This window comes from Nocardioides sp. JCM 18999 (genome assembly GCF_055391175.1).
Window position 1 is genome coordinate 2914203 of the sequence record NZ_AP043887.1, and the last position, 15732, is coordinate 2929934.

Here is a 15732-nt window from a genome sequence, read left to right on the forward strand (position 1 = left end):
CCTACTTGCTCTGCGCCGCGAGGATGTCGCGGATCTCGCCGAGCAGCGCCTCGGAGGACGGCCCCGGCGGCGGGCTCGGGAAGTAGCGCTCCTTCAGCTTCGTGTACGGCAGCACGATGAAGAAGTAGACGACCGCCGCCATGATCAGGAACGCGATCACGGCGTTCAGGAACGCGCCACCCTTCGACTCCTTGTCGAAGAGGTCGGTGCCGCCCGGGAGCTGGTCCGTGAGCCAGGCGACGAACGTCGACACCACGGTGTTGAACGACGTACCGATGATGACTGCGACGGCGAGATCGACCAGATTCCCCCGCAGGATGAAGTTCCTGAATCCGTTCATGCGACGACCCTAGCCGTCCCAGCTGAAGCTGAGAACCGTCCGGATCGCCGCGGCGGCGACCGCAGCCGACTCGTCGGGGTGGAGGCCGAGCACCACCAGTCGTCCGCCCGACCCGTCCCCCATCACCCCGAGGTCACCGGAGTCGACCGCCGGCACCGCGAGCACCACGGCGTCGCGGGCCACGGTCGCGCTGGCTCCCCCGTCGGCTGCCGAGGAGGTCGCCAGCAGGCTGAGCCGGTCCCCCGGCTCGAGCAGGTCCGCCATGCCGGCGTCGGGGAAACGGACCGGGAGCGGGGTCCGGCCGGGATGGTCGGCCGCCAACCGTGTTCCGAGGGAGAGGTGGGGCACGATCGGGTCGGGTCGAGCCGGTTCCGGCGGCCGGACCTCCTGCAGGGCCGCGGCCGTGGCGATCGCGGCACAGAGCGCGGCCAGCGCCCGTCGGTGGCCCAGGACGCGACGACGCAACCGGCGCAGGCGAGGGCGGGCGGTGGCGACCATCGCCTCAGGCTAGGTCGGTCGGAGCGGCGCCGTGAGGCGCTGTCCACAGCCTCGGTCGGCCACGACGCGGAACGCGTCAGGGAGTGCCGTGGTGCGGCGGGACCTGGGCGCGCAGCCACTCGTCACTGGTGCGGTCGGTGCTGGTGCCCGGCTCGTCACGATCGTCGCTGGTCGACTCGGGCAGATCGTCACCGAAGATCGCGGCGAGCCGCTGACGCCGGCGCCAGTCGTCCTCGGTGCTCACGTGCAGAGTCCTGCCTGCTCCAGCGCCTGGTTCTCCTCCGCGGTGCGGCCGTTGGCCTCGAGCGAAGGGGTGGGGGTCGTCGGGGTCGACGGCGTCGCGGTGCCGCTCGGCGTCTCACTCGGGGAGTCGCTCGGCGTGGCGGTCGGCGACGGGGTCGGCGTGTCCTGCTTGCCGGGGAGGTGGTCGACCTGGATGGCCGCGGAGCTGGTGCTCCTGGGCAGCGCCTTGTCGTTGCGGATCTTGCGCCACACGACGTCGGCGTCGTCGGTCCACACCACCCGGTTGGGATCCCAGGAGGGGTACTCCCACGGGATGGTGATGAACTGGATTCCCGAGGCGCCGACGCCCTTGAACTGGACGGCGAGCTTGACCAGGTCGGTCAGGTTCATGTCGAGGGTGAGCGACTTGGTGGCCGCGTTGAGGAACCTGGTCACCTTGATCGGGTTGGCCAGCGTGTCGGCGGAGAGCACCTGGCTGACCATCGCACCGATGAAGGCCTGCTGACGCTTGACCCGACCGATGTCGGAGCCGTCGCCGATCCCGTGCCGCACGCGGACGTAGGCCAGCGCGGCCTTGCCGGAGATCTTGCGGGTGCCCTTCTTGATGAAGATGCCGTAGTCCCGGGAGTCGATGTCCTCGGGGACGCAGACCTCGACGCCACCGATGGCGTCGACCATGTTCTTGAAGCTGCCGAAGTTGACCGTGACGTAGTGGTCGACCCGGATGCCGGTGTTCTGCTCGAACTGGGCGACCGTGCAGGCCTCCCCGCCGATCGAGTAGGCCGCGTTCCACATCTGGTTCGTCGCGGCCTCGTGGATGACGGACTTGTCGTCCTTGTCCTTGCAGCGCGGACGGTCCACCAGCGAGTCGCGCGGGATCGAGACGCCGTACGCCGACTTCCGGTCCGCGGAGAGGTGCAGCAGGATCGTGGTGTCCGAGCCGCCGGCGCCGTTGATGCCGTCGATGTTGCAGCCGGCGCAGTCGCGGGTGTCCGAGCCCATCACAAGGATGTTGATCGGGCCCTCGGGGCCGGGATCGACCGCCTCGGGGCGGGGCGCGATGATGTCCTGGCCGATCTCGACCCGGTTGAGGTTCCCGTTGAGGTGGCGGTAGAAGTACGCCACGCTCATCCCGGAGATCAGCGCCAGCGCCAGGGTGGTGGACAGGAGCACCTTGGCGACGGTGTGACGACGTCGGGTGGGCAGGCGTCGAGCGCCGCCACGGTCGGTGCGGGAGGTCGACCGAACGGCGACGCGTGGATCACGCGCCGCACTGTCGGGGCGCTCTTCCACGTCAGTCACCGGAACATTGTTGCCCGGCAACCTGAGAGTCGTCCAAAGGACGCCGCAGCGTCACACCGTCATGGACGACGTGAAGCTGCCCGCACTCTCCGTGCGCGGCGCCGGAACGGCGGCCGGCAGGTGGTCGCCACGGAGCTTGAGCGCGAGCACGGCGGCCTGCGTGCGGTGCTGGACGCCGAGGCGCGCGAGCAGGCCGGTGACGTGGTTCTTCACCGTCTTCTCGGCGAGGAAGAGCCGCTCGGCGATCTGCCGGTTGGTCATCCCCTCGGCGATGAGGAAGAGGATCTTGGACTGCTGCGGCGTGAGGTCCGAGAGGACGTCGACGCTGCGGCGGTGGAACTGGACCTGCTGCACCACGCGGGCGGCGACGGCCGGGTCGATCAGGCTGTGACCGGAGGCGACCAGGCGGACGCCACTGACCAGCGAGCTGCCCTCGATCTGCTTGAGCACGAACCCGGCGGCGCCGGCGAGGATGGCGGCCGAGATGGCCGCGTCGTCGTCGTGGGCGGTGAGGATCAGGGCCTTGATCTCGGGGTTCGCCTCACGCACCTGACGGCACACGTCGATCCCCGAACCACCCGGCAGGGTGGCGTCCAGGACGCACACGTCGGGGGCTGCCGCGAGGATCGCCTCAGCGGCTCCGACGGCCGAAGCCGCCTCCCCGACGACCTCGATGTCTCCCTCCGCCTCGAGCAGGCTGCGTACCCCGCGGCGAACGATTTCGTGGTCGTCCACGAGAAACACGCGAACGTTGACTCCCTGTCCCATGCCGTCATCATCGGCAGGCGGGACGAAAGTCGCAGCATTTTCGCCGCCACAATCAGAAAAAGGGACCATGCGGCGGCGGTGACTAGCCCGTGCGGGTCAGCCGAGGCCGCGGATCGCCCGGTCCGAGGCGACCGCGGGACGGGTGAGCTGGTCGAGCAGGTCGGCCCGGGACAGGGCGTGACCGAGCTCCACCCGGTACAGGGTGTCCTCCAGGCTGAAGTGCAGGTCGACGACCACGCCCTCCCAGCACCGGGAGCCGTCGACGACCGCGATCCGCTCACCGGGCTCGAGCCCCCGGTCGAGGGCGGTGGCGGCGTGGCTGACCAGCAGCGAGCCGCTTCGACGGCTGAAGTCGTTGACCGCAAGATCGAGGATTTCCATCGGTGCCTCCCAAGACGTGCTCCGTTGCGTGCACAGAGGTCCTTCCCTCGACCGAGCGGCTTCAAACCACCTCATCCGAAGAACAGGACCTAGGTCCCGGATCGCCGTTCTTTCGCCCTGATCCCGGGACCGGTCCCGGCATTTCTTGCCCAAGTTCTTGTTATCGGCACCGAGGCGCCGAAAGAAGTACGAGTCCCTCCGCCCGCGCGGAGGAGTCCCGGGCATCGCCTTGCCCGGATCACCCGATAGTCAGGAACACAGTGAAGAAGCACACGCTCACGCACCGCGCGCTCGCCAGCGCCGCGGTCGCCAGCATGACCCTCGCCGGCCTCGCGTTCACCGCCGGTGCGTCCAACGCCGACGAGCCGGTCGCCCCGTCGTTCAGCATCACCGTCCCCGAGACCCTCCGGGCCGGTGGCGAGTGGACCACCTACACCGGCCACCTCGACGCCGGTTCGGGTGCCGAGAACATCTTCGTCGAGACCGAGATCCTCGGTGCTGACGCCACCAACCTCGACCTCGAGTGGAAGAACGGCGAGACCTGGGAGCCGATGGTCGCCGAGGCGATCACCGGCGGTGTCGTCGTCGGATTCGCCGACGGTGACGCCGACGAGGACGGGATCACCGGATTCACCGCCCCCGCGGGCTACACCGCCGACACCGAGTTCCGGGTCCGCGCGCAGTCTGACGCCGCCGGCAGCGAGCTCACCTGGACCAGCACCCTGCTGCACGGTGTCGACGCCACGAAGGACGGCGAGGAGCTCTCCCACAGCAGCGGGACCATCGACGTGCAGGTGGCCCCCTCGTTCTCGCTGGACGTCCCCGAGACCCTGACCGCCGGCGCCGACTGGTCGGAGTACGAAGGTCACCTCGACGGCGGCTGGGGCGACCCGAACCTGTTCGTCGAGACCGAGATCTCCGGCGTGGACGCCGGGAGCCTCGACCTGCAGTGGAAGAACGGCGAGACCTGGACCGACATGATCCAGACCGAGACCGAGGACGGCATCGTCACCGGCTTCGGCGACGGTGACGCCGACCAGGACGGCGTGACCGGCTTCCCGGTGCCCGCGCACTACACCGCGACCACCGAGTTCCGGGTCCGCGCCCACGGCGACGCCATCGGCAGTGAGCTGGACTGGACGAGCACCCTGCTGCACGGCGTGAACGCCACCCTGGAGGGCGACGAGGTCGACTCCAGCACCGGCACGATCACGGTCCGGACCGAGACGGCCACGACCCTCACCGCGGCCTCGGCCGCCGCCAACCGCGTCACCCTGACGGCCACGGTCGCTCCGGCGTCCGCCGGCAGCGTGTCGTTCTACGAGGGTGAGACCAAGGTCGGTACGGCGACGGTCACCACCGGCAACGCCGTTCTGGCGCTGACGGGCGTCAAGGCCGGAACGCACAGCTACCGGGCCGTCTTCGCTTCGGGCGAAGCCGTGCGCCTCGGTTCCGAGTCGGGATCCGCCTCGGTCACGGTCAAGGACCCGGTCGTCGTGGCGCCGCCGGTCGTGAAGCCGCCGGTCGTCCTGACCCCGGCGCAGCAGAAGGTCGCCAAGGCCAAGACGGCGCTGACCTCCGCCACCACCAAGGTCAACTCGATCAAGGCCCAGATCAAGGACGCCAAGAAGAGCACGCTCTCGAAGAAGGCCAAGGCCAAGAAGATCAAGGCCCTGAACGCGAAGCTGGCCAAGGCGAAGAAGGCCGTCAAGGCGAAGAAGACCGCCCTGACCAAGGCCCAGAAGGCGCTCAAGAAGTAACCCGCACGCCCTCCGCCGAAGGTCCTCGTCCCCTGCTGGGGGCGGGGGCCTTCTGCATCGGCGGCATGATGCTCTCGTGCCCTGCGAGATCCCTGACTTCCTCGATCTGGTTTCCCAGCTCCCGGGTGTCAGCCGCTCCGATCGGGACAAGTGGCTCCGGTTCGACGTCGAAGGCCGGACCTTCGGCTACCTCTGGCCGGCGACCCGAACGGTCGGGCTCAAGCAGACGATCGTCGAGCAGCTCTCGCTGGTGGCCGAGCGTCCCGACGTCTTCGAGGTGCAGTTCACCTCGGGAGGCTTCGGCTGGGTCGTCATCCACCTCGAAGGCGTTGAACGCGACGAGCTGGCCGAGCTCACCTTCGAGGCGTGGCGGCTGACCGCTCCTGACGCGTTGATCGAGGAACGCGACGACGAGCTGCCGACCTAGGCGGCGAGTCGAGACAGGGTCAGTTGGCGAAGCTGATCGGGGTGGTGCCGTCGCGGGTACGGAGGTAGAGCTGTCCTGCGGGGTTGCGCCACAGGTACATCCCGGCCGCGAGGCGGGCATACGTCCAGTCGGTGAAGGTCTTCAACCGGTGGTGATATCTGCACAAGGGTGCGAGATTCGATGATCTGGTTTGCCCGGGTGGGCCTTCCTTGTCATAGGCGTTGATGTGGTCCAGATCCGCTTTCCGTGCCCGTTTGTTGCAGTACGGATGCGCACACGTGGTCTGCGTGAGGAACAACTGCTCACGCTGCGTCTGTGACGGGGCGTAGGGGTTGCGGATCAGGTCCTCGTTCAGGTCGATCACCGGCCGCACGATCACCTTGCTCGCGCCCGCCAGCCATTCCTTCACCCGAGCCACCGGGACCAGGGTGTCCGGTGCCTCCAGACGGGCCCACGCCTGCATGTCCTGGCCGGCATCAAGGTGGATGTAGAGGTTCGCATCCCGCGCCGTCGAAGGCGCCACCGTCAGATCACCGGCCAGGATCCGGCGGGCGATGACCCCCACCGCCCTCGCCCGACGCACATCCAGACTCTCTTCCGACCCTGCTTGCTTCAGCTCTTCAGCGACCAGCGCGACCGCAGCATCGAAGTCGATCCCATCCGGCAGATCCAGACAGGCGTAGGTGTCGACCACACCGTTCTGGTTCAACGCAGCGGACTCGGTGTGGACCTCGACCTTGCGTGACTCCGCTGCTGCTTCAGCCCGACGTGCTGCCTCCTCCGGGTCGAACCGCGTCAACGCCTCCGTGATCAACCGGGTCAGGGTGGTGTGGCCGACCTTCTCGAACCGGTACGCCAGCTGGGCATCCATCCACGCAGCCCCCTCAGCAGACAGGGGCCGGGTCGCGGCAGCGACCAGACGGGCCTTCCAGACCGGGAGGTGCTCCTCCCACAACCGCTCGAAGATCAGCGGCAACCGGTACGCGAGCTCGAGAGCGTCCCCGATCCACAGACGCGCCTGCGCATCACTCATCCCGAGTGCCACAGCCATCTCGGCGATCGCGTCCTCCCTCACCAGTGGAGTGCCTTCACCCGCCAACGGGATGTCATGGAGGAGGTCCAACAGTGCCGGCCCGCGCCCGAACGAGACCCCAGGGCCGGACTCCGGGCCATGGGCTTCAGCCCAGTCCACGGTGTGCAACAGAGCTGAGACCTCGGCTGCGGCCATCATCTGCCGCGTGTTGGCGACCATCGCCAGCGGGTCATCGACGGGGAACCCGGCCGTCGGACCCAGGCCGCGACCAGCCTCCGACCCCTCGTCGAACACCGGCTCCTCCATACCCCGAACCTAGACGGCACCACCGACAGAACCGGCGGTCCGGCACAGCGGTGTGGACTGGCGAGAGCCGAACGGCCCCGCACCGAGATCTCGGTGCGGGGCCGTTCCGTGGTGCCCCCGGCAGGATTCGAACCTGCGACGCCCGCGTTAGGAGTGCGGCGCTCTATCCCCTGAGCTACGGAGGCGGACGAGGCAATCTTCGCGCAGGGCGCGCCCCGTGGAAAAACCAGGGGCCCGCTCCGAAGAGCGAGCCCCTGTTCCTGCCCCGGCCGGGCCAGCGATTCCAGACCGGGTCAGAGCTTGTACTGCCCCACCATCGACTTCAGCTCTCCGGCGACGTCGGTGAGCTCGGTGGCGGACTGCAGCGTGTTCTGCGCACCCTGGCGGGTGTCGGCGGCGGCGGAGGCGACCTGGGTGACGTCCTCGGCGATGCCGTTGGCTCCGGCAGCGGCCTCGGTGACCGAACGAGCGATCTCGTTGGTCGTCGCGGTCTGCTCCTCGACCGCCGAGGCGATCGTGGTCTGGATGTCGTTGATCTTCGCGATCACCTCGGCGATCCGGCTGATCGCCGAGACCGCGCCCTGGGTGTCGCTCTGGATCGCTTCGATCTTCTGACCGATCTCCTCGGTGGCCTTGGCGGTCTCCTTGGCGAGCTCCTTGACCTCGTTGGCGACCACCGCGAAGCCCTTGCCGGCGTCGCCGGCCCGAGCTGCCTCGATGGTGGCGTTGAGGGCCAGCAGGTTGGTCTGCTGCGCGATCGAGGTGATCACCTTGATCACCTGGCCGATCTCGGCGGAGGACTCGCCCAGGCTGGCGACGGTGCCCTGCGCCTCGGAGGCGACCGTGACCGCGTTGGTCGCGACCGAGGCGGCCTCGGTGGCGTTCTTCGCGATCTCCCGGATCGAGGCCGTCATCTCCTCGGCGGCCGTGGCCACCGTCTGGATGGAGGCCGAGACCTGGACGGAGGCCGAGGAGGCCGACGCGGCACGGTCGGAGGTCAGGGAAGCACCCTCGCCCATGCCCTGCGACAGCACCGTCAGCTGCTCGGCGGCGACGGCCAGCGAGTCCGCGGTGCCGCCGATGTTGCCCATGTTGGTGCGGAACGACTCGATCAGCCGTCCGAGGGCGGTGGCCATCTCGCCGACCGGCTCGTTGCCGAAGTCCGGCAGCTCGCGGGTCAGGTCACCGGCGACCGCGGCCTGGACGACGTCGAGCAGCACCGCGACCCGCTGGGCCGTCTCCTCGGCGCGGGCGCGCTCGGCGGACTCCTTCTCGATCCGCTCGACGGCCGAAGAGACCAGCCGGCCCACGTTGCGCAGGGCGTCGAGCCGCTCCGCCGTCGGGTCGAGGGTCTCGGTGGCGAAGAAGTCCATCGTGGCGATGACGTCGCCACCGACGATGATCGGGAAGCAGACACCCGACTTCACGCCGACCTTCTGCGCGATCGGGGCACGCACGCAGTCCGTCATCTCGCCGATGTCGGCGGTGAAGACCAGGTCACGCTTCGCCCAGGTCTTGCCCGACAGGCCGACACCCTCGGCGAACGACGCCTCCAAGGTGACCTTGCGGAACTCCGGACCGGCGTCACCGGACTCACGCTCGAACCGCAGCACGCGGTCCAGGGTGTTGAGCTTCCAGTACGAGCCGTAGGCCCACCCGAACGCGTCACGCACGGTGTCGAGCGCGACCTGGACAGCCCCCTCGACGGTGTCGGCGGTGGCGATCGAGGAGAGCAGGCGGTTGACGGCGTTGGTGTTCGCGGCCGTCTCCTCCGCACGCAGGCGCTCGACCTCGTCGCGCTCGATCCGGCCGATCGCGGAGGAGACGAGGCGGCCCACGTTGCGCAGCGCGTCGAGCCGCTCCGCCGTCGGGTCGAGGGTCTCGGTGGCGAAGAAGTCCATCGTGGCGATGACGTCACCGTCGACGATGATCGGGAAGCAGACACCCGACTTCACGCCGACCTTCTGCGCGATCGGGGCACGCACGCAGTCCGTCATCTCGCCGATGTCGGCGGTGAAGACCAGGTCACGCTTCGCCCAGGTCTTGCCCGACAGGCCGACACCCTCGGCGAACGACGCCTCCAGCGTGACCTTGCGGAAGTCGGGTCCGGCGTCACCGGACTCACGCTCGAACCGAAGGACGCGGTCCACAGTGTTGAGCTTCCAGTACGAGCCGTAGGCCCACCCGAAGGAGTCACGCACGGTGTCGAGGGCGACCTGGACCACCCGCTCCACCGTGGTGGCCTCGGCCAGGGCGACCAGGACGCGGTTGACCGCGGTGGTGTCAGCAGCTGCTTCGGCGTTGACCTTCTCCACGCGCAGCTTGTCCGTGATGTTGTTGGTCGTCGCCAGGGCGCCGACGTAGACGCCGTTGTCGCGCACGGCGGTCAGGCTGACCTCGACCGTCTCGGCGCCGAGGTGGAGCACGTCGCTGAGCGGCAGCAAGGCGTCGGTGGCGACCAGGTTGTCGCCGTGGACCGGGTGGGAGTACAGCAGCGAGAGCGGCTGACCGACCAAGGTCTGGCCCGCGAGGTCCAGACCGACGCGCGCCAGACCGGCCCGGGACTCCGAGTTCGCGAACCGGATGATGTTGTCGGGGGTCACGAAGAAGGCCGTGACGGGCAGTGCCTCGACCAGGGCGAAGTACTGCTCGCCGTGGGATCGGGTGGGGACGCTGCTCGGATTGACGGGCTTGGAAGGTGCCGGGACGACCGCGGTCGGGGCAGCGGGAGCGCTGTTGCCCATGAGGTCGACGTGGAGGTTCGGTCCGGTCCCGTTCTGGGACGGGGCCGGAGCAATCTCGAGGTCAGTCACTGGTTTCCTCCGGTGGGTTCGGGCACGGTCGTCACATCAACCGCGCGATCCGCGTCCAGGACGAGCAGGAGGTACTCCGGGAGGGGGCGGACCCCGACCACGACCTCGCGCACGCTCTCGGGCACGTTCGATGGGGGTGCCTCGATACCGAGGCCACCCGATTGATCTGCATCGATCACGTCGCCGATGTCATCGACGAGGAGGCTGACCACCTCGCCCCGCGAGCGGACGATGACATTCATCGGCAGCGTCCCTTCGGGACGCGGTGGGAGCCCGAGACGAACCCGGAGGTCGACCGCAGTCACGATCTGACCCCGCAGGTTGATCAACCCACGAACGGCTTCACTGGCCCGCGGCACCGGCGTCATCGGCTGGTGTCGCAGGACTTCTTGCACCTCGTCAACGTTCACGCCGAAGAAGAGTCCGGCGACCCAGAAGGTGCAGTACTGGTCGACCTTCGTCAGACCGGGTGCGGTGCTCATGCGGAGACTCCTGTCCGAGCGACGACGGCCTCGAGGTCGACCAGGTCGGTGACGCGGTCCTGGACCACGGCCGAGCCGGTGACCCCAGGTCGACGTCCGACCTGAGAGGGGACGACGACGGTCTCGACCACGTCGAGCACCCGGTCGATCACGATGCCGACCGAGCGGTTCTCCATCTCGTGCACGACCACGGAGAGCTGCCCGTCGGTGCCCGTCCCGGTGTCGGGCAGGCCGATCGCGGTGGCGAGCCGGACCAGCGGCAGGATCCCGTCGCGGTACTGGACGACCTCGGACCCGCCGGTGTGCTCGACGCGGTCGAGCGGGAACTCCTCGAGCCGGGCGACGGCGGCCAACGGCAACGCCGCCCGACGACCGCCCGAGACCTCGAGGACCAGCAGGGCGGAGCGGTCGTCGTCGACCACCTTCACCTCGGTCACGTCGGCCTGCACCGCACCGATGTTCTGCACCGTGGCGACACCGCTGACGTCGAGGATCAGCGCCACTCGTCCGTCGCCCATGATCGCCGCGCCGGCGTACATGGTGAGGCTCTTGAGCTGGCGGCCGATCGGCTTGACCACGATCTCCTGGGTGTCGTGCACCTCGGAGACGCACAGCCCGAACCGGACGTCGTCGCTCTGCAGGACCACGACGGTCAGCGACTCGGCGTCGGGCCGCGGACCGCCCAGAGCCTCGGTCAGGGAGACCAGCGGGAGGAGCTTGCCGCGCAGGCGCAGCACGGGGGCTCCGGCCAGGTTCTCGACGCTGCGCGCCATGTCGGCGCCCTCGATCCGGACCAGCTCGACCAGGTTGGCCTGCGGGATCGCGTACCGCTCCTCACCCTCACCGACGATCAGTGCCGGGATGATGGCCAGGGTCAGCGGGATCCGGACCCGGACGGTAGAGCCCTTGCCGGCCTCGCTGTTGACGTCGACCGAACCGCCGATGCGTTCGATGTTGGTCCGCACGACGTCCATGCCGACACCGCGGCCGGAGACGTTCGTGACCTCGCTGGCGGTGCTGAAGCCCGGCCGGAAGATCAGGTTGATGATCTCCCGCGCGTCCATCCGGGCGGCCTGGTCACGGGTGATGACCCCGCGCTCGATGGCGACCGCGGCGATCTTGTCGGGGTTGATCCCGGCCCCGTCGTCGGTGATCTCGACGACCACCTGGCCGGATTCGTGGAAGGCACGCAGGGACAGCTTGCCGGCGCGCGGCTTGCCGGCGTACAGCCGGTCCTCGGGCTTCTCGATGCCGTGGTCCATCGAGTTGCGGACCAGATGGGTGAGCGGGCCCTTGAGCGCTTCGAGGAGCGAGCGGTCGAGCTCGGTCTCGTGGCCCTCCATCACCAGGTCGACCTCGCGGCCGAGCTGCTGGGAGAGGTCCCGGACCATCCGTGGCATCTTGGCCCAGACCTGCCCGATGGGCTGCATGCGCGTCTTCATGACGCTCTCCTGCAGCTCCGAGGCGACCAGGTCGAGACGCTGGCTGGCACGGACGAGCTCGGTGTCCTCGGCGCCGCTGGCGCGCTGGATGACCTGGTTGCGGGTCAGGACGAGCTCGCCGACCAGCTGCATCAGGTTGTCGAGCAGGTCGACGTCGACCCGGATGCTGGCATCGACGGCGCTGCGGCGCTCCGGGTCGCCCTCGGTCGCCTCGACCGGCTCGGTGACCTCAGCGACCTCGACGACCTCGACGACTTCGGCGACGGCTTCGGGGGCTTCCTCGACCTCGGGTACGACGGCCTCGACCGCCACCGCGTCGAGGGGCTGCTCCGCGAGGAGCTCGGGGGCCTCCTCGGCAGCGGCCGTCTCGAGCTCGTGGAACCCACCGACCTCGGGCACCGTTGCGACGGTGCCGTCGAGGATGGCCTGGATGGCTGCGGCGATGGGGTCGACGTCGACCGCGGGGTCGTCGTCACGGCCGGTGCGCTCGATCGAGTCGAGCAGCGCACGGACGGTGTCGACCATGGCCAGGAGCGCGTTCCCGATGATCGGGGTCATCGTCTCCTCGCCGTCGCGCAGCTTGGACAGCAAGGTCTCACCGACGTGGGTGAGCCGCTCCAACCGACCGAACGCGAGGAACCCGGAGGTGCCCTTGATCGTGTGGATCGTGCGGAAGATGCTCGAGAGCAGCTCGCGGCTGCCCGGGTGCTGTTCCAAGTCGACCAGGTCCTGGTCGAGCTGGTCGAGGTTCTCGTGACTCTCCACGAGGAACTCGGCGATGATTTCGGCGTCGTCGTCCATGCTGGCGCCCCCCTTCTGAGGGTGCCTATCGGCGCTGTTCGAGCCGTGATGAGGCCCATTCCGACCCCAGTTTGGTAAAGGATTCCGGGGTGATCCGCGCCGTCGGACGGATCAGTCGCGCTTCTTCAACGCCTCGGAGAGCGCGTCGGTGAGCGAGGCGACCTCGGCCTCCGAGGGCGACGCCGCTTCCTGGTTGGAGGTCGCCAGCTCGGCCAGCAGCTCGGCCCGGTGCACGCTGACCGATCGTGGCGCGTCGATCCCGACCCGGACGACGTCGCCGCGCACCTCGAGGATGGTGATCGTGACGTCGTCACCGACGACGACGCTCTCGCCGACGCGACGGCTCAGGACCAGCATGGGTGCATCCTACCGATCAGCAGGTCGAAGGACCGGCTCACGGCAGGAGCGGTGCGTCGACGGCCAGAGCCTGGTCGTCGAGGATCACCTGAGCGCCCTTGCCCACGGTGGTGTTGATGATCATCGGTGCCCGGAGGTTGACCGTCGTCGTCGCCAGGTTCGCGCCGGCGTGGACGATCAGCAGCACGAGCACGTCGTTGACGTCGGTGATGCCCAACGCGCTGACGTCCTCGTCCTTGATCTCAGGTGCGTAGTCCGGGAAGAAGGTCGCCGCCGGGACGGTGAGGAACTTCAGACCGTCGCGGTCGAGGCAGCGCATCTCCGCCAGCACGCCCGCCTCGTCGAGGGGGGCGTAGGAGAACGTGTGCGCGTCGGCGAACCCAGGCATGGGGTGCACCAGCTCGATGACCGGCAGGTCGGTGAAGGTCGCCATCTCAGCCATCGTCGCACTCATCGCAGGAAGTCCAACAGACTGGGCTGGATCGTCTTGCCCGTCGCTGCCAGGGCCGCCTGGTAGGCCACCTCGGCCTGCTTGACGTTGATCGTGGCCTCGGCCAGGTCGATGTCCTCAGTGTCGGACAGCGAGGTGGTCAGCTGCAGCTTCGCCTGGGAGGCGAGGTCCGAGGCGTTGGCGAGCCGGTTCATCCGTGCGCCCTCGTCCGCCTGGGCGGCCGACATCGCGGTGATGTCGGCCTGGATCTTCCCGAGGGCGCTCTGGAGCCCGCTCGAGTTGCCCGCCGTCAGCGCTGCCGAGAGGTCCGCCAGGTGGGTGAAGAGGTTGTCGCCGTCCGGCCCGAAGACGCTCCGGCCGTCGGAGTCGACCCGGACGGTGACGCCGGGACCGACCCGACGCGTCACGGAGCCGCCGTCACCGATGTAGTCACCGGTGCTGGTGTCGAAGGCAGCACCGCCCGTCGTCGTACCGCCGAAGACGGGACGTCCGAGGTACTGCGTGTTCGCCTGCTGGAGGACGCTGGCACGGATCTGGTCGACCTCGGTGGCCAGGGCGTCGGCCGCCGACTGCGACATGGCACCGTCGTTGGCGCCCTGCAGGGCGAGCACGTTGGCCCGCTGCATCTGGTTGACGATGCCCTTCAGGGTCGAGTCGATCGTCGAGAGCCAGGCTTGGCCGTCCTGCGCGTTGCGGCCGTACTGGGTCTGCTCGGCCAACGAGTTCCGGATCCGCAGCGCGGTGTTGGTGCCGGCGGCATCGTCGGAGGGGCGGTTGATCTTCTTCCCAGTCTCGAGCTGCTCCTGGAACTTCGACATCCGCCCCAGGCCGCCCATGACGGCGTTGAGGCTCCGGTCGGAGAGCATCTGCTGGGTGACGCGGGTGATGGCCATCGTGTCGCTCCGTTCAGCGCTTCATGTTGATCAGGGTGTCGAGGATCGAGTCGAGGGTCTGCATGACCTTCGACGCAGCCTCGTAGGCGTGCTGGGCCGCGACCAGGTTGATGGTCTCCTCGTCGAGGTTCACCCCGACGAGCTGCTGCTGCTCGTCGGTGACCTGGTTGGTCATCGTCTTCTGGGTCAGGGTCTGCGTGTTGAGCGCGGCGACCTGGGCACCGAACGACGTCACCAGGGCGCCGTAGTCACCGGTGATCGAGGTGGCGATGCTCATCGCGTCGGCGTTGGACCCGTCGAGGTCGGGCGTGCCGATGCCCGGCGGCGTCGGACCGGTGACGTTGCCCGAGGCGGCGATCAGGCCCGTGTCGGCGACGACGGCGGGGTTGACCCGCAACGTCCCGGCCGGGTCGGTCGGATCGCCGAAGGTCAGCAGGGCACCGCCGGCGTTGCCGTAGAGGTCCTTGCCGAGGGCGTTGGCCGCGTTGACCTGGGTCGCCAGGCTCGTCGCCAGGGCGTCCAGCGAGGCCTTGTGCGCCTTGAGGGTCTGGTTGACCACGTCGGTGATGCCACCGAGCTCGCCCGACAGGCTGCCGGCGGCCGTGTTCACCGCCGTGCCGCCGATGTCGTAGCTGAGGTCGCCGGTGGCGCTGACGGTCATCGAGACCGCGGCCGCGGAGTCGCCCGTGACCAGCGCGATGCTGGACGGGGTGCCGCCGTTGTTGGGCACGCTGACGTTGTAGCGGCCGTCGCCGGCGACGGAGACCGTGGCACCGGCGAGCTTGGCCAGGTTCAGCGCGATGGTGTCGCGCTGGTCGTACAGGGCTCCGACGTCGGTGCCGTTGTTCTCCGCGGTGTAGATCGACCGGTTGAGCGCGGCCAGCTGGGTCGCGGCGTCGTTGATCTGCTGCACGACGGTCGTGGCGTGGGTCCGCTGGTCGGCGGCCTCCTGCGTGACGTTCGAGGACTGGGTCCGGATCGCGGTCGCCAGGGCGTCGGCCTTGGCGACCACGGTCTGCCGTGCCGCCAGACCACCGGGGTCGCTGGTCAGGTCCTGCAACGACGCGTTGAAGTCGCCGATCGCCTGGTTGATCCCACTCGTGCCGGGCTCGTTGATCGAGGTCTCGATCCGCTTGAGGATCGTCTGCTGGGTGGTCAGGTAGCTCAACGTGCCGTTCTCACGGCGCACGCGCGCATCGATCAGCTGGTCGAAGACCCGCTGGACGGCGCTCGTCTTCACGCCGTCACCGTGACCGTCGTAGAAGGCGTACATCACCGGCTGGTCGGTGCCACCGACCTGCTCGGCGATCGCCCGCCGACGGACGTAGCCGTCGGTGTTGACGTTGGAGACGTTGTTGTTCGCCACGTCCATCGCGACCTGCTGGTAGCGCAGCGCGCTGAGAGCGGTGTTCAGCCCGCCGAAGGTGCCGGTCAT

16 protein-coding genes and 1 tRNA gene are annotated in these 15732 nt (G+C 68.8%); 2 read left to right on the top strand and 15 right to left on the bottom strand.

Annotation, left to right across the window (positions count from 1 at the left end; all coding sequences use genetic code 11):
• Position 1: 1 nt before the first annotated feature.
• The 6 genes from ACZ5J1_RS14400 to ACZ5J1_RS14425 form a co-directional block, all read right to left on the bottom strand.
• On the bottom strand, positions 2-340 hold the full coding sequence (locus ACZ5J1_RS14400) for a large conductance mechanosensitive channel protein MscL (RefSeq protein ID WP_464559958.1): 339 nt from the start codon (positions 338-340) through the stop codon (positions 2-4).
• 9 nt (positions 341-349) lie between these two features.
• Entirely contained in the window at positions 350-838 is a 489-nt protein-coding gene (locus ACZ5J1_RS14405; RefSeq protein ID WP_464559960.1) for a hypothetical protein, read from the bottom strand.
• 76 nt (positions 839-914) lie between these two features.
• Complete coding sequence (locus ACZ5J1_RS14410; RefSeq protein ID WP_464559962.1) at positions 915-1082, bottom strand: hypothetical protein; 168 nt, start codon at positions 1080-1082, stop codon at positions 915-917.
• Positions 1079-2383, bottom strand: a complete 1305-nt coding sequence (locus ACZ5J1_RS14415) for an LCP family protein (protein WP_464559964.1) — start codon at positions 2381-2383, stop codon at positions 1079-1081. The genes ACZ5J1_RS14410 and ACZ5J1_RS14415 overlap by 4 nt, the downstream gene beginning before the upstream one ends.
• 51 nt (positions 2384-2434) lie before the next feature.
• Positions 2435-3118, bottom strand: a complete 684-nt coding sequence (locus tag ACZ5J1_RS14420) for a response regulator (RefSeq protein ID WP_464559966.1) — start codon at positions 3116-3118, stop codon at positions 2435-2437.
• A gap of 129 nt (positions 3119-3247) precedes the next feature.
• The gene (locus ACZ5J1_RS14425; RefSeq protein ID WP_464559968.1) at positions 3248-3532 is read right to left on the bottom strand and encodes a hypothetical protein; all 285 of its coding nucleotides are present in this window, start codon (positions 3530-3532) and stop codon (positions 3248-3250) included.
• Between the two features lie 260 nt (positions 3533-3792).
• Here ACZ5J1_RS14425 and ACZ5J1_RS14430 point away from each other — a divergent pair, with 260 nt between their 5' ends.
• Both ACZ5J1_RS14430 and ACZ5J1_RS14435 read left to right on the top strand, forming a co-directional pair.
• Entirely contained in the window at positions 3793-5292 is a 1500-nt protein-coding gene (locus ACZ5J1_RS14430; RefSeq protein WP_464559970.1) for an Ig-like domain-containing protein, read from the top strand.
• A gap of 76 nt (positions 5293-5368) precedes the next feature.
• On the top strand, positions 5369-5719 hold the full coding sequence (locus ACZ5J1_RS14435) for an MmcQ/YjbR family DNA-binding protein (RefSeq protein ID WP_464559972.1): 351 nt from the start codon (positions 5369-5371) through the stop codon (positions 5717-5719).
• A 19-nt stretch (positions 5720-5738) separates the two neighbouring features.
• Here ACZ5J1_RS14435 and ACZ5J1_RS14440 read toward each other — a convergent pair whose 3' ends face one another.
• From ACZ5J1_RS14440 to flgK, 9 genes are all read right to left on the bottom strand, one after another.
• Complete coding sequence (locus tag ACZ5J1_RS14440) at positions 5739-6947, bottom strand: HNH endonuclease signature motif containing protein (protein ID WP_464559974.1); 1209 nt, start codon at positions 6945-6947, stop codon at positions 5739-5741.
• A gap of 220 nt (positions 6948-7167) precedes the next feature.
• Positions 7168-7243: transfer RNA gene (locus ACZ5J1_RS14445), tRNA-Arg, on the bottom strand.
• Positions 7244-7351: 108 nt separating this feature from the next.
• Positions 7352-9871, bottom strand: coding sequence for a methyl-accepting chemotaxis protein (locus tag ACZ5J1_RS14450; RefSeq protein WP_464559976.1), 2520 nt, complete (start codon positions 9869-9871; stop codon positions 7352-7354).
• On the bottom strand, positions 9868-10353 hold the full coding sequence (locus ACZ5J1_RS14455) for a chemotaxis protein CheW (protein WP_464559978.1): 486 nt from the start codon (positions 10351-10353) through the stop codon (positions 9868-9870). The genes ACZ5J1_RS14450 and ACZ5J1_RS14455 overlap by 4 nt, the downstream gene beginning before the upstream one ends.
• Positions 10350-12596: a chemotaxis protein CheA gene (locus ACZ5J1_RS14460; protein ID WP_464559980.1), complete on the bottom strand. Its 2247-nt coding sequence runs from the start codon at positions 12594-12596 to the stop codon at positions 10350-10352. Before ACZ5J1_RS14460 ends, ACZ5J1_RS14455 begins: the two co-directional genes overlap by 4 nt.
• A 111-nt stretch (positions 12597-12707) precedes the next feature.
• The gene (gene csrA / locus ACZ5J1_RS14465; RefSeq protein WP_464559982.1) at positions 12708-12953 is read right to left on the bottom strand and encodes a carbon storage regulator CsrA; all 246 of its coding nucleotides are present in this window, start codon (positions 12951-12953) and stop codon (positions 12708-12710) included.
• 37 nt (positions 12954-12990) lie between these two features.
• Positions 12991-13395: a flagellar assembly protein FliW gene (gene fliW / locus ACZ5J1_RS14470; protein WP_464559984.1), complete on the bottom strand. Its 405-nt coding sequence runs from the start codon at positions 13393-13395 to the stop codon at positions 12991-12993.
• Positions 13396-13403: 8 nt separating this feature from the next.
• Positions 13404-14297 (bottom strand): flagellar hook-associated protein FlgL, encoded by an 894-nt coding sequence (gene flgL, locus ACZ5J1_RS14475; RefSeq protein WP_464559986.1) that lies wholly within the window; start codon positions 14295-14297, stop codon positions 13404-13406.
• A 13-nt stretch (positions 14298-14310) separates the two neighbouring features.
• Positions 14311-15732 (bottom strand): flagellar hook-associated protein FlgK, encoded by a 1422-nt coding sequence (gene flgK / locus ACZ5J1_RS14480; RefSeq protein ID WP_464559988.1) that lies wholly within the window; start codon positions 15730-15732, stop codon positions 14311-14313.